Below are 13,024 nucleotides of genomic sequence, written 5' to 3'. Positions count from 1 at the left end.
CTACATCAACTCCGCCAGGTCGGTGACGACGATGTCGGCGCCGTCGCGGCGCAACTGCTCGGCTTGCCCGACCCGGTCAACGCCGACCACGAAGCCGAACTTTCCGGCCCGCCCGGCTGCGACCCCGGCCAGCGCGTCCTCGAACACGGCGGCCTGCGCGGGGGAGACGCCCAGGAGTTCGGCGGCGCGCAGGAAGCTGTCCGGCGCCGGTTTGCCCGGCAGGTTCTCGTCGCGCATCGTCACCCCGTCCACCCGCTGCTCGATGAATGTGTCCAATCCCGTCAGCTTGAGTACTTCTTCGGTGTTGGCGCTGGAGGACACCACGGCCCGGCGCAGGCCGGCCTGCGCCACGGCCTGCAGGTAGCGCCGCGATCCTTCGAACACCTCGACCCCGTCGGACTGCAGGGTCTGGTGGAACATCGCGTTCTTGCGGTTGCCCAGGCCCTCGACGGTGTCGGCGTCGGTGCCGTCGTCCGGTGTGCCCTCGGGCAGCTCGATCCCGCGGCTGGCCAAGAACGACCGGACACCGTCCTGCCGGCGCTTACCGTCGACGTAGTTCAGATAGTCGGCGTCGATGTCGAAGGCGACGAACGGTTCACCGGTGCGTTCGGCCCGTGCCTTCAGGTACCCGTCGAACATCGCCTTCCATGCCTTCTTGTGCACGCTGGCGGTATCGGTGAGCACGCCGTCGAGGTCGAACAGGCAGGCGCGCACCTCGTCGGGAAGACCCAGCACAGGCAACCTCGCTTCCGGATGCGTACAGGTACCACTTCAGCATGCCCAGTTCGGTGCGCGGGGTACTTCGTGACGTTCCCTCAGTAACACCATCCGAGCCCAGGCGAGATTGCAGTGGCGCGCTACTGCGCTCGTCGCAACACGCGGCAGCCACGATTTCCGTTGTGGAGCGAATCACCGGATCCGGTGGCCGCCGTTTCGCCGGGATACCGCGGCAGGGACGATGATGGGTGAGGCAAGCACATCCGTCGCGCCCGACGCCCTCAGCGTTGACCGACCGTTGCCGACCCGTCCCTCCGATCAATTGCCCCTGGTCGCGGATCGACTGTACGAAGTCCTTGTCAGCGGTGGCAGTTTCGATGCCATCTACCGCCACATCCTGGCCGTCCCCGGGAAACGGGTCTGAGCCGGGATGGCGCTGGTCTGCGCCTGTCTGCAGCCCTCGGCCGCCGCGGTGCCGCTGAGCGACGCCGTCGACGTGGCCTGTGCGATGGAGATGTTCCACGAGGCGTCGCTCGTGCACGACGACATCTGCGACGGATCGCTCTTGCGGCGCGATGCGCCTTCCGTGCCCGCCGCGTTCGGCGTCCGCACCGCCGCCCGGGCGGGATTTCATTTGGCCGGCAAAGCTCTGCAGGTGCTCGCGCGAGTGCTGGCCGACAACCCGGCCGTCTTCGCGCGGCTCGGTGAGGTCCCGGGCGTCACATATCTCGACCGGATCTCCGAGCTCTCCGCCGGCCAGCTTGTCGAGAGCCTGCCGCCCGCCGTCGACGACGCCGCCGCCCTGCGCCGGCATTACGAGCTCGTGGCCGGCGCGAAGACCGGCACCCTGTTCCGGCTGGCCTGCTCCTACGGCGGCACTGCGGGTGGACTCCACCACCATGGGCTGTCAGCCCTGACGCGGTACGCGGACCACCTGGCCCTCGCCTTTCAGATCATGGATGATGTCCGCGACGTCGAGGGCGGCCCCGCAGTGGGCAGCTTCGCCCTGCTGGCCCGGGTCGGCCCGTGTGTCTCCAGGCGCCGTGCCCGGGCGGCGGTGGCCCATATGACCATCACCACCACGGCGTTCTTGTGCACGGCAGTCGGGGCGCCCGCGCCGTACCGGCGAAGACTGCGGCTGGCAGCGGCAGTGCTGGCCGCCCGCTCACAGGTTGGCTGGGCCACGATGCTGGAGCGGGTGCGGCGTTCCGCCGACGGGGCGATCCACCAGGTGCTGCGTGCGTCGCCCAAGCCCGTTGCCGAGGTCAGCCCCACTCGGTCGAGCCCGGTCGCGGAAGTCCTCGGTCTGGGTGACCTGCGTTCGATGTGAGCTTCACGTACCGGCCGTTGAAGGCGCTCCTCGGTGATTGCGCCTGGGTTGGGTCGTGCCTCACAGACGCTGGATTCGCTGACCGCCCGGATCATCGACACGCGTATCCGCGAGCCGCACGACGAACCCATCGACCTACTCGACCTGCTGTCCACCGGACAGGATGGGCAACCGTTGTCCCGCGCGGAGATCCGGGACGAGGTCATGACCCTGGTCATTGCCGGACACGAGACCACAACCAATGCCCTGACGTTCATGCTGCCCCTTTTGTCGCAGATTCCTGCCGCCTACGAGCGTCTGATCGCCGAAGTGGACGACGTATTGCGCGGCCGGGACCCAGCGGCGGCCGACGTCGAGGTGCTGCCGTGGACGCAGGCGGTGGTGTCAGAGGCGCTGCGGCTCTATCCGCCGGCGTGCTACATCAATCGCGACGCCGCGCAAGACGACGACCTCCTGGGCATCCCGGTTTCCGCCGGCGACACCGTCGGACTCTCGCCGTACCTACTGCACCGTCATCCCGAATTCTGGCCAGAGCCAGAGCGATTCGAACCTCAACGATTCCTCCCGGAGAACGCGTCCACCCGCCCGCGCTATGCGTATGTCCCGTTCGGCGGCGGTCGTCACATGTGTCTGGGCGCGAGATTGGCCCAGTTGGAGCTGACGCTCATTCTGGCCGTCCTGTCACAGTCCGTACGCCTGGACCTCGTGCCTACGGCACCCCTGCGGGCGCGGGCAGACGTGACGCTGCATACCGTCGGCCCCGTGATGGCGACAGTCACGCCGGCTCATCCGAGTCGGCACTCCATCAGGGTTCAGGTGCTTCCCTCGTCGGTTCATCGACGTGATGGCTGATCTACTCGCTGTAGCAACCGAGTTGATAGGTGAATGTCGGATCGAGGGTAACGGGCGCTCCCGCGAATTCGGCCAGCGCGTGTAGCGACCTGTCGTCCGGTATGTCGAAGCTAAAGGGCTCGATCGGAATGTCTTCGGGCACATTCAAGATCTGGCGTATTGCTGCTGGAGTCAAGCGGGGCAGCGGGTAGTCGTGAACCAGTTGTTCGGTATCGGGGTGGAACCCTTCGAGAACCCACTGCAGTGGCATGGCGCTACGTCCCCCCGGAAGATCGTCGACCCGAAGTATAGGACCCGCTCACAGGTGCCATCTGCCGAGATTTCCGGCGCCGCGAGCACGCTCTGACCTGCCCACTAGACTGTTGCGGTGACGTCTGCATCTCCCCGTCCTGTCCTCGTCGTCGACTTCGGCGCTCAGTACGCACAGCTGATCGCTCGCCGGGTCCGTGAGGCGCGGGTGTTTTCTGAGGTCATCCCGCACACCACCACGGTCGAGGAGATCAAGGCCAAGGATCCGCAGGCCATCGTGTTGTCGGGCGGCCCGGCCAGTGTCTATGCCGAGGGCGCCCCACGACTGGACCCCGCGTTGTTCGATCTCGACGTCCCGGTGTTCGGCATCTGCTACGGCTTCCAGGCCATGGCCCAGGCGCTCGGCGGCACCGTCGAACACACCGGGACCAGCGAGTATGGACGTACCGAGCTGAATGTATCGGGTGGTGACCTGCATGCCGAACTGCCGGGCACCCAGCCGGTGTGGATGAGCCACGGCGACGCGGTCACCGCGGCGCCGGATGGGTTCAACGTGATCGCCTCCAGCGCCGGCGCCCCTGTCGCCGGCTTCGAGAACCGGGCCCGCCGGCTTGCCGGCGTGCAGTACCACCCCGAGGTGCTGCATTCACCGCACGGCCAGCAGGTGCTGAGCCGCTTCCTGCACGAATTCGCCGGCATCGGTGCGACGTGGACCGCCGCCAATATCGCCGATCAGCTGATCGAGGCGGTGCGGGCCCAGATCGGCGACGGCCAGGCCATCTGCGCATTGTCGGGCGGCGTCGACTCCGCGGTGGCGGCCGCGTTGGTCCAGCGCGCCATCGGAGACCGATTGACATGTGTGTTCGTCGACCACGGCCTGCTGCGGGCGGGGGAGCGCGCGCAGGTCGAGCGTGACTTCGTCGCGGCGACCGGTGCGAAACTGGTCACCCTCGACGTCGCTGATCGCTTCCTCGAGGCACTGTCCGGGGTGACCAACCCCGAGGGCAAGCGCAAGATCATCGGCCGCGAGTTCATCCGGGCGTTCGAGCGGGTGGTTCGCGACACCTTGGGCGCGAGCGAGGGCGAGATCGAGTTCCTGGTGCAGGGCACGCTGTATCCCGACGTCGTGGAATCCGGCGGCGGCACCGGCACGGCCAACATCAAGAGCCACCACAATGTCGGTGGGCTGCCCGACGATCTGAAGTTCAAGCTCGTCGAGCCGCTGCGACTCTTGTTCAAGGACGAGGTGCGCGCGGTCGGCCGGGAATTGGGCCTGCCGGAGGAAATCGTTGGCCGCCAACCCTTCCCGGGCCCGGGTCTGGGCATCCGGATCGTGGGCGAGGTGACGGCCGACCGGCTCGACACGCTGCGCCGTGCCGATGCGATCGCCCGCGAGGAACTCACCGCCGCCGGCCTGGACCAGCAGATCTGGCAGTGCCCGGTGGTGCTGCTGGCCGACGTGCGATCGGTCGGTGTGCAGGGGGACGGACGCACCTACGGTCACCCGATCGTGTTGCGCCCGGTGTCCAGTGAGGACGCCATGACCGCGGACTGGACCCGGGTGCCTTACGAAGTGCTGGAACGGATTTCGACCCGGATCACCAATGAGGTGCCCGAGGTCAACCGGGTGGTGCTGGATGTCACCAGCAAGCCGCCGGGCACCATCGAGTGGGAATGACGGGGCGCGCCGGGCATTGGTTGGCAACCCTTTGTCTGAGAACAACACCATCCCCGCGAAGATCAGAAAGAACCTCGAGGAAATACGCCTTGCCAAAGACGTGATCCGGTCTTGGCGGAGCCTGAATGACCAGGAATTGTCGACAGCTGTTGCAAAATATGACAGAGCGGTAAGAGCGGAACGCTCGCAGTATTATCGTGAACTGTTCGAGGATGGCGAATTCGCGCGGTTGCTTCTGAGCATTCAGAAGGCTCGCCCGAATGACGACAAGCTGACGATTCTGGTCATCTCTGCGATCGGTAACATGCTTCAACGGTATGGCTTGCAGGAAACCTCCGAAATCTACGACTTGATGTTGTCGAATGCTCGCAGAAATAACGTCGGGCCGTACGTTGCGATCTTCCTTCCTCGCATGCGCACGTTTATGGCCAGTGAAGAGAATAAGTGGGATTACTTCATCGGCATAAAGAGCTTGTCTCCGAAGAAGGTTGCCGAACGATCCTTCGAGGTGGTGCTTGACTTATATGGCGACGATATTCCGGAACAACACCGAGGCGCGGTGGTGCAGTATCTGGAAAAGAAGATGCAATCCGCGAACAATGAGTACGGTCGGCAGTACTATGCGGACTTCAGGAACAAAGTGCGGCAAAACAACTGACAGGCCATAGGGCGTCATCCGCACGGCGGGCGTTTGATTTCCGCGGGTTTCGGGCCGCGGTCACGTCCGCTCGCCGGGGTTGGTGGCAGCGTTCTCGACGTACTCGGTCAGCATCTGACTGACGACCGATTCGATGGTCGACTCGATCGAGGCGGCCAGTGTCGCGCTGACCGCGGACACCGCCTGGGTCCGGAATTGAATCAGCATCGTGATCAGTTCGGCCACTTCGGTATCCGCCGGCAGCGACTCGCCGGGCTTGATCTTCTCGGACACCTGATCCACCCCGGCCTGCACCAGGATCGAGCTGATCTGGTCGAGGAGCGGCACCACCTGCTCGTGCACGTTGATCAATGTGTCGATCGGGACACCGTACTGCCGCACCTCGTTGAATGCCTCGATCAGCTTGGGCCGCACGATGATTGCCTCACCCGATGACTTCTCGAGCTTGATCACGCCGTTGCCGACCAGCCGGTCGAAGGCAGCGTCGTCATCGACCAGACGTTTCGCATCGGCGAGCGGCATGCGTTCGGGCTTCTCGGTCGCCCAGTTGCCGGCGATGGCGTCCTCCAGCCCGAGGACGTCCCCGATGTCCTTGCCCTGCTCCCATGCGCTGAGCATCTCGTGGACGTGCGCGATGTTGTAGCCCCGATCCAGCATCGAGGTGATCAGCCGCAGCCGGGTCAGGTGGGTGTCGTTGAACAACGCGATCCGGCCGACCCGCAGCGGTGGGTGCAGCAGTCCCCGGTCGCGGTACACCCGAATGTTGCGGGTGGTGGTGTCGGCCAGCCGCGCGAGTTCGTCGATGCGGTATTCGCCGGACGCCGCGACGCCGTGCGGCTGCACGGCGGCGTCGAAGAGTTGGGCCACCGCCGTTTCGATGACGTCGCGCGATCCGCGCCGGATCTGCCGGGGGGCCCGGCGCAGACCGGTGAGGATCGTCGAGATGGCGCCCGCCGACTGCCGGGGCTGCTTGGCCGCCATCAGGCCGAGGAGCTGATCGCGACACGTGCGTCGCGTGCCACGTCGTAGTCACCGAGCCGGAAATCCCGCATCTGTCGAAGATACTGGGTGGCGGTTCCGGGATACATCGACGCGTTGAATCCGTCCGCGGTCAGGTACCAGCTGGTGCACCCTGACATCCAGGTGGTTTTCGTCAGTCGCCGCTGCAACCGGGTGTTGTGGCGCTCCTGGACGTCGGCGCGCACGTCGAGATATCGCAGATTCTTGCGCAGGATCGTGCGGATACCGGCGACGGCGTAGTCGATCTGGCCCTCGACGTAGACGAGCAGTGAGTTGTGGCCCGGCCCCGAGTTGGGGCCGGTCATCAGGAACAGGTTCGGGTACCCGTGGACGTTGATGCTCTTGTAGGCCTGGGCGCCGCCTGTCCATTCATCGGCCAGCGACCGGCCGCCGAGACCGGTGACGGGATACGGCGGACCGGTGAGATGGACGTCGAAGCCGGTGGCGAACACGATCGCGTCGAGGTGGTGTTCGATGCCGTCGCTGGTACGGATACCCACCGGGCTCATCGTGGCGATCGGCCAGTCGATCAGCTTGCAGTTGTCGCGCTGCAGCGCCGGGTAGTAATCGCTGGAGACCAGCATGCGTTTACAGCCGGGGGTGAAATCCGGGGTGAGCTGCCTGCGCAGCCACGGGTCGGAAACCTGCCGGCGTAGATGCGCCTTGCCGAGCCGCGCGACCAGGCCCGTCAGCGGGGTGTCCCACACCATCGCCGTCGCGCTCGCCTCATGACCCCAGAACAGGATCTGGCGGGCGAGCTGTTGGACGGCAGGTACTTTCGTGAACAACGTGCGCGCGGCCGGGGGAGTGGCGATGTCCAGACGCGGGATCACCCACCCTGGAGTGCGTTGGAACACCTTGACGAAGCCTGCGGTCTTCACCAGCTCCGGGATGATCTGTACGGCGCTGGCTCCGGTGCCGATGACGGCGACGCGCTTGCCGGTGAAGTCGTAGTCGTGATCCCAGTTCGCGCTGTGGATCTTGTGGCCCTGATAGGTGTCCAGTCCGCGGATGTCGGGCCACTTGTGGTCGGGCAGGGGACCGGAGGCCAGTACCACTGTCCGGGCCCGAAAACGCTTGCGGCCAGTTGTCTTGACCGTCCAGACCCCGTCGGCTTCATCGAACGACAGACCGTCGACCTCGATACCGAACTGGATCCGCCGGCGCAGGTCGAACGCGTCGACCATGTCCTCGATGTGCTGACGAATCTCGCCGGCCGGGGAATAGGCCCGCGACCAGTCCGGGTTCTTGACGAACGAGAACGAGTACAGCAGCGACGGAATATCGCATGCCGCACCGGGATAGGTGTTGTCGCGCCACGTCCCGCCGACGCGGTCCGAACGGTCCAGGATGACGAAGTCATCGACTCCGGCCTCGATGAGCTTGATCGCGGTGCCGATGCCGGTGAACCCGGCGCCGACGATCAGCGTGTCGTAGGTCCGATTCGCCATGTCAGGCCGCCGGCTCGTGGGTCAGTTCTTTGAACCAAGAGGGGATCGGCCGCAGCAGCGTCTTCGGATAGCGGTCGGAGGCCCACACCATGGGATTGGCGATCCAGTGATAGGGGTGGCGTGGGTTGGTGACCATCCGGCCGTGCAGCTTGAGCAGCTGATAGGTCGGGACCCGCCAGGTGTGCTCACCGCGGCCTCCGATCTCCTTGAAACGCATCATCGCCTTGTACAGCTTCTCCGGTTGCAGGCCCATGTCGACGATGTTGTTGCGCATCCGGTTGAGCAGCGGGACATACATCAACGTGCCGATGATCACTCCGGGAGAAGCCACGTTGCCGACGAATTCGACCGCCAGTCTCCGCGCGGTGGAGTTGCCGATCATGTCGAGAACCTCGAAATCAACCGCGATATGGCGGGATTCGTCGTTGTTGATCTTCTCGAAGACCTGGTGACACACGGGGTCGTCGACCTCTTCGAGCAGGAACTTCAGCAGTGCTCCGTCGAGAGCCACCTCGAGCATCGGGATGACGGTACCGAGGACCGACAGAGACATGTTGTCGGAGAAGGTGTCCAGCCACTCGATGGCCAACCGGATGTTGACGTTCGGTTCGGGCATCTCGCCGTCTTCGAGCATGCCCCAGCGCTTCATCAGGGCCAGCTCGGCATTGGCGTGCCGCTGCTCCTCGGCGTGGAAGTAGCGGTAGATCTCGGCGATGGTCGGGGTCGGCGCCTTCTTGGCCAGCGCGGCGAACCCACGCGCACCGACATTCTCGATCCAGCACAGATCGGCCATGAAAGCCTTGAGTTTCGGCCGCATCTCGTCGGTGATGGTCTCGGCCCCCGGTGCATCCCAGTCGATGTCGGCCAGGGCCCACTGGCGGTCCTTGATCTTCGCCAGCATTCGTTCCATGTCCATCGTCATTACGAAACCTCCTCAGAACTGCTGATGCGGGTGGCAAGGCCGACCGTGCGGGTGTACACCGTCGGGGTGAGTCGTTTTATGCCCCAACCGATCCGGGCGTCCGGTTGCGGCATGCAGTACAGGCCGCCACGGTCGTTGGTGTCCAGGCACATGCGGGCGACGCGCTCGGGGGAGAACCCGGTCCAGCGCATCAGCCGGTCGGCCAGCTGCGTCGATTGGGCTGTGATCCGGCCGGCTTCGACGATGTTGGTCTTGACGAACGTCGGACACAGCACTGTGACGTTGATGCCGGTGCCGGACAGTTCTGCGGCCAGGGTCTCCGACAGCGACAGCGTCCCGGCCTTGCTGACGTTGTAGGCGGCCATTCCCGGGGCAGCGCCGAATGCCGCGGCGGAGGCGACATTGATGATGCCGCGTGGTTGGTCCGTGTCCGCGGCACGCAGGATCGGCGTAAACACGTGGCAACCGTGGATCGGCCCCCACAGGTTGATGCCGAGCACCCAGTTCCAGTCGTCGATGCTGGTGTCGCCGATGGGTTGTCCGCCGGCCCCGACGCCGGCGTTGTTGACGACGAGGGAGGGTGGTCCGCCGAACCAGGCTTGCGCGGCGTCGGCAAGGTGGGTGACTTCCTCGATCCGCGAGACGTCGCAGCGCACCGCGGTGGCCTGCCCTCCCTCGGCGGTGATGGCCTCGGCGGTGGCGCGGGCGGCGGCCTCGCCGATGTCGCTGCACACCACCCGACCACCGCGCGTAGCCAGTTCGCGTGCGAAGGCGGCGCCGATCCCGCTGCCCGCACCGGTGACAACCGCGTCGGCGTACCGGCTGCGCTTGCGGCTCGATCCGAAGATGTTCACCCGGCGACCTCGATGTTGTTCTCGATGGTGTTGCAGCGCAGGGATTCCGAGATGAATCCTGCGGCTTGTTGCATGGCTGGGGCGGCCTCCGGACTGAGCCGTGGTAGGGCTTGGAAGACGTGCACCTGGTCGGGCCACACTTGCAGTTCGGCATCGCCCCCGGCAGCGCGGATGTCCGCGTCGAGCGAGCGGGCGTCGGCAAGCAGCATCTCGGCGCCGCCGGCCTGGATCAGGGCCCGCGGTAACTGTCGCCCGCCCGCGACGTCCAGTTTCAGTCTCGGATGGCTGACATCAACTCTCCCGCAATACAACTCGACCAGGCGGGCAGCATCGGCGACGCGAATCGCGGGGTCCGGGCGCAGGCTCTCGCGGCCACGCGCGAGGGCGAACGTCAGATCGATCAGCGGGGAGAGCAGCACCAGCCCGGCGGGGTGGACGACATCGGGTTGCAGCAGCAGATCCACGGCGAGGTGTCCGCCCGCGGAATCGCCCGCCATCACGATGCGGCCAGGATGGAGCCCGCGTTCGGTGCAGAGCCAGTCCCAGCCCGCGCGAACGTCGTTGGCGGCGGCGGGGAACCGGTGTTCGGGAGCCAGCCGGTAGTCGATACAGAACACGGGCAGTCCGGTCAGGCGCGACAGCCAGGCGGTGAGCCGACGGTGGGTCCGCGGCGAGCACAGCGCGAATCCGCTGCCGTGGAGGTAGTAGATGGCGCGTTCACCTTCGGTCACTCCGGGGCCGCGCACCCATTCACCCACGACGCGTCGACCGTCGGCCATGCGTACGTCGACGTGTTCGACGCGGGTGCCCGACAGTGACGGCCCGAAGGTGGCCATGATCCGGGCGATCAGTCTGCGGGAAGTCCACAGGCCCCAGCCGGTGTCCGGCGGCAGAGCGGCGCTGACCTGGCGCAGGGTGAGGCTGCTCACTGTGGACGCGCTGCGGGATCGCAAGGATCCGCGTTGGGCCGGGGGAATTCCGGTGGTTCCGGACATGGGGCCTCCTCGTCGAAGCGTGCGAGGAGTACATCAGCAATTGGTGACATTTGTCAATGTCACCAATTTGCGATGGTGATGTTGGGTTCGGCTCAGCGGGCCGGGTCGCCGCGCCACCGAAAACTGTTGACGTACTTGCCCATATCTTGCGCCAGGTCCAAATCGGCACCGGACGGAATGCCGGGGCCGAAATCGGGGCCGAACGCGTGATAGGGGCCGGTAGCGACGGCGATCAGTGCCAGGTCGTTCTTGACCGCGGCCACGATGACAACCCGTATCCGCATGTAGTCACCGGTGGCGTTTTGCGGCCAGTTGTCGAGGACCATCCCGTATCCGGGCTGATAGCCGACCATGGCATTCGGGATCTCGTAGTCGACGTCGGAATCGGGATACGTGTCATCGACCAGAGCGGTGGCGATCTCCTTCGGCGTTCGTCCGGTCGCGGGCCTGCCGATGAGTTGCATCGTGCCGCCGTCTCCGGCCAGGAAATCCGCCGTGACACCGTCGTCGGCGGTGGTGACCGAGTAGGCCGCACCGGCGGCCGGATACGCGACGGAGAACGCGCCGTCCGAGGCGGTGAAGCGGGGATTGGCCGCCACCGGTTCGGCCGTCGGCGGAGTGCCGCAGTCCGGCGGGCATGCGTAGAGCGCGGGTGCGTGGCTGACCAATGCCGACACCACGGCGAGGCCCGCTGCCACTGTTGCGACCCCGGCACCCCAGGCCCCCAGTAACCGGCGGTCGCCGGCCCCGTACACCGGTCGCGACAACGCCCGGACCGCGGACCCGCAGTTCGGGCAGAACGCCATGGCGGAATCGGGGTGGTCGCATTGTGGGCACGACAGGGGTCCGTCATCGGGAACGGCGTCGTGCGCTCCGTGGAGCAATGCGAGCTGCAGACCGACTCGCAGTGCCAGCATTGCCAACACCATCACGACCAAATGCACTGCCAGCACCAAGATCTGTGACACCGGCGCGATGTCGATCAGACCGAGAATCGCATAGCAGGCTGGGACGGATGCGGCCGTCAGCAGCACGGCCGTGCGGACCCGCGCTTTGTCCGGCGCCGGGGTGAACCACAGGGCGATGCCGACGAGGGCACCGGCGGCCGCGGCGGTCAACGGCACCGCCACCGCCTGGATGCCGGCCTGTACCAACAGCCCGCTGAGCGGCCGGTCGTGGTCCACCATCCCGTCGTCGAATTGCGGAGCCAGTCGGCTCAGCGTGGCAGCCGCGGTGAACGCAAGGGCGCCGAGCGCACCGATGGCAAAGCCGCCCAACGGGTCTCGTGTTCGCCGCCCGAGCAGGCGGATCGCCACCACCGGGGTGAGCATCAACAGCATGGCGCCGAGCGGGATACCCAGACCGTCGCGCATCATCCGCAACTGCGGCACATCGACGCCCATCGGCATGTCGTACTCCCTGGCCACTGCGGCTCCGGTCGTCAATGTCCAGGCGGCGCCCAGCGTGGCTCCCAGGACGGCGGTCAGCAGCAGTGTGCGTACCGGAACATCCGGAGAGACAACGGATCTCCGTAGATACGCGACGAACAGGAGCGGCACGCCGAATGCGGCGAACGCGTTCATCGCCGCCGGCAGTCGTAGCAGTGCACAAGCGACCACTGCGATCACCAGCGCACCCACTGCCAGCCGGAACGGTGCGCGCGAATGTTGCGGTAGCTGTGGGAACAGCGAACTGACCGCCGACGGCCGCAGCAGATGCTCGCGGCCCGCACAGTACGCCCGGATTCGTAACCACCCGGGTCTACCCCGTGACGGGTCCAGGTATGCACCGCACCGTCCGCAGAATGTGCCCGCCGGAACATCGGTTCGGCATGCTCGGCAATCGACGGTGCTCATGGCGTGAGTGGCCGCAGGGTCAGCGGCCGATTTCCGACGGTGCTACTGCCGGTGGGGGCTGCCGATCCCGTGACGCCCGGTGGGTGGCCCGGGCGGTTCCACGTGGGTGGGCGTGAAGCTGTTGGCGCCACCGGGGGTGACCTGCTTCTCGGTGGGGGCCACGGGCGGTGGGGCCGACGGCGTGGTCGTCGTCGTTGTCGTGGTGGTCGGGGTGGGGCTCGTGGTCTCGGGCGCTTTCTCGCCGGTACCGCAAGCACTGAGTCCGACCATCCCGATGATCGCGGCGGAGGCTGCGGCGACTGCGAGGCGACGAGTTGATGGGCCTGACCTCATGATTAGTCCTCACTGTCCCCCGCGGACGATACAGAAACAGGCCCCGAACAGGGTCTGCCAGCAAACCCTAGCCCAGTGCGCTCCGGCGCGGACGTCAATTGCGAGGTTT

The 13,024-nt window shown here is 66.1% G+C and carries 13 protein-coding genes; 4 read left to right on the top strand and 9 right to left on the bottom strand.

Annotation, left to right across the window (positions count from 1 at the left end; all coding sequences use genetic code 11):
- The gene (locus ACWEFV_RS12610; protein ID WP_135453046.1) at positions 1 to 735 is read right to left on the bottom strand and encodes a beta-phosphoglucomutase family hydrolase; all 735 of its coding nucleotides are present in this window, start codon (positions 733 to 735) and stop codon (positions 1 to 3) included.
- 412 nt (positions 736 to 1,147) lie between these two features.
- Here ACWEFV_RS12610 and ACWEFV_RS12605 point away from each other — a divergent pair, with 412 nt between their 5' ends.
- The gene (locus tag ACWEFV_RS12605) at positions 1,148 to 2,047 is read left to right on the top strand and encodes a polyprenyl synthetase family protein (RefSeq protein WP_450070404.1); all 900 of its coding nucleotides are present in this window, start codon (positions 1,148 to 1,150) and stop codon (positions 2,045 to 2,047) included.
- Positions 2,048 to 2,080: 33 nt separating this feature from the next.
- On the top strand, positions 2,081 to 2,899 hold the full coding sequence (locus tag ACWEFV_RS12600; protein WP_450070403.1) for a cytochrome P450: 819 nt from the start codon (positions 2,081 to 2,083) through the stop codon (positions 2,897 to 2,899).
- Between the two features lies 1 nt (position 2,900).
- Here the strand turns inward: ACWEFV_RS12600 and ACWEFV_RS12595 are convergent, their stop codons facing one another.
- Positions 2,901 to 3,149, bottom strand: coding sequence for a DUF7683 domain-containing protein (locus tag ACWEFV_RS12595; protein WP_135453048.1), 249 nt, complete (start codon positions 3,147 to 3,149; stop codon positions 2,901 to 2,903).
- Between the two features lie 117 nt (positions 3,150 to 3,266).
- Between ACWEFV_RS12595 and guaA the strand changes: the two genes are divergently transcribed.
- The gene (gene guaA, locus ACWEFV_RS12590) at positions 3,267 to 4,826 is read left to right on the top strand and encodes a glutamine-hydrolyzing GMP synthase (RefSeq protein WP_135453049.1); all 1,560 of its coding nucleotides are present in this window, start codon (positions 3,267 to 3,269) and stop codon (positions 4,824 to 4,826) included.
- Positions 4,786 to 5,484, top strand: coding sequence for a hypothetical protein (locus tag ACWEFV_RS12585; protein WP_135453050.1), 699 nt, complete (start codon positions 4,786 to 4,788; stop codon positions 5,482 to 5,484). The genes guaA and ACWEFV_RS12585 overlap by 41 nt, the downstream gene beginning before the upstream one ends.
- A 60-nt stretch (positions 5,485 to 5,544) precedes the next feature.
- Here ACWEFV_RS12585 and ACWEFV_RS12580 read toward each other — a convergent pair whose 3' ends face one another.
- The 7 genes from ACWEFV_RS12580 to ACWEFV_RS12550 form a co-directional block, all read right to left on the bottom strand.
- Positions 5,545 to 6,465, bottom strand: coding sequence for a MerR family transcriptional regulator (locus tag ACWEFV_RS12580; protein WP_135453051.1), 921 nt, complete (start codon positions 6,463 to 6,465; stop codon positions 5,545 to 5,547).
- The gene (locus tag ACWEFV_RS12575; RefSeq protein ID WP_135453052.1) at positions 6,465 to 7,955 is read right to left on the bottom strand and encodes a flavin-containing monooxygenase; all 1,491 of its coding nucleotides are present in this window, start codon (positions 7,953 to 7,955) and stop codon (positions 6,465 to 6,467) included. The genes ACWEFV_RS12580 and ACWEFV_RS12575 overlap by 1 nt, the downstream gene beginning before the upstream one ends.
- A gap of 1 nt (position 7,956) precedes the next feature.
- The gene (locus tag ACWEFV_RS12570) at positions 7,957 to 8,877 is read right to left on the bottom strand and encodes a ferritin-like domain-containing protein (RefSeq protein ID WP_135453053.1); all 921 of its coding nucleotides are present in this window, start codon (positions 8,875 to 8,877) and stop codon (positions 7,957 to 7,959) included.
- Positions 8,877 to 9,731, bottom strand: coding sequence for an SDR family NAD(P)-dependent oxidoreductase (locus ACWEFV_RS12565; protein ID WP_450070402.1), 855 nt, complete (start codon positions 9,729 to 9,731; stop codon positions 8,877 to 8,879). The genes ACWEFV_RS12570 and ACWEFV_RS12565 overlap by 1 nt, the downstream gene beginning before the upstream one ends.
- On the bottom strand, positions 9,728 to 10,726 hold the full coding sequence (locus ACWEFV_RS12560; protein WP_450070401.1) for an alpha/beta hydrolase: 999 nt from the start codon (positions 10,724 to 10,726) through the stop codon (positions 9,728 to 9,730). The genes ACWEFV_RS12565 and ACWEFV_RS12560 overlap by 4 nt, the downstream gene beginning before the upstream one ends.
- A 92-nt stretch (positions 10,727 to 10,818) precedes the next feature.
- Positions 10,819 to 12,354: a zinc ribbon domain-containing protein gene (locus tag ACWEFV_RS12555; protein ID WP_450070400.1), complete on the bottom strand. Its 1,536-nt coding sequence runs from the start codon at positions 12,352 to 12,354 to the stop codon at positions 10,819 to 10,821.
- A 270-nt stretch (positions 12,355 to 12,624) separates the two neighbouring features.
- The gene (locus ACWEFV_RS12550; protein WP_135453055.1) at positions 12,625 to 12,915 is read right to left on the bottom strand and encodes a hypothetical protein; all 291 of its coding nucleotides are present in this window, start codon (positions 12,913 to 12,915) and stop codon (positions 12,625 to 12,627) included.
- Positions 12,916 to 13,024 lie beyond the last annotated feature (109 nt).

It is taken from the genome of Mycobacterium sp. NPDC004974, from assembly GCF_053600815.1.
The sequence above is the reverse complement of the archived record's forward strand: the minus strand, read 5'-3'. Positions and strand labels throughout refer to the sequence as shown.

Excerpts from the sequence above, each read along its gene's own strand:
- ACWEFV_RS12605 (WP_450070404.1), top strand. The coding sequence starts at position 1,148 with ATGGCGCTGGTCTGCGCCTGTCTGCAGCCCTCGGCCGCCGCGGTGCCG.
- ACWEFV_RS12595 (WP_135453048.1), bottom strand. The coding sequence starts at position 3,149 with ATGCCACTGCAGTGGGTTCTCGAAGGGTTCCACCCCGATACCGAACAA.
- ACWEFV_RS12585 (WP_135453050.1), top strand. The coding sequence starts at position 4,786 with ATGTCACCAGCAAGCCGCCGGGCACCATCGAGTGGGAATGACGGGGCG.
- ACWEFV_RS12580 (WP_135453051.1), bottom strand. The coding sequence starts at position 6,465 with ATGGCGGCCAAGCAGCCCCGGCAGTCGGCGGGCGCCATCTCGACGATC.
- ACWEFV_RS12575 (WP_135453052.1), bottom strand. The coding sequence starts at position 7,955 with ATGGCGAATCGGACCTACGACACGCTGATCGTCGGCGCCGGGTTCACC.
- ACWEFV_RS12570 (WP_135453053.1), bottom strand. The coding sequence starts at position 8,877 with ATGACGATGGACATGGAACGAATGCTGGCGAAGATCAAGGACCGCCAG.
- ACWEFV_RS12560 (WP_450070401.1), bottom strand. The coding sequence starts at position 10,726 with ATGTCCGGAACCACCGGAATTCCCCCGGCCCAACGCGGATCCTTGCGA.
- ACWEFV_RS12550 (WP_135453055.1), bottom strand. The coding sequence starts at position 12,915 with ATGAGGTCAGGCCCATCAACTCGTCGCCTCGCAGTCGCCGCAGCCTCC.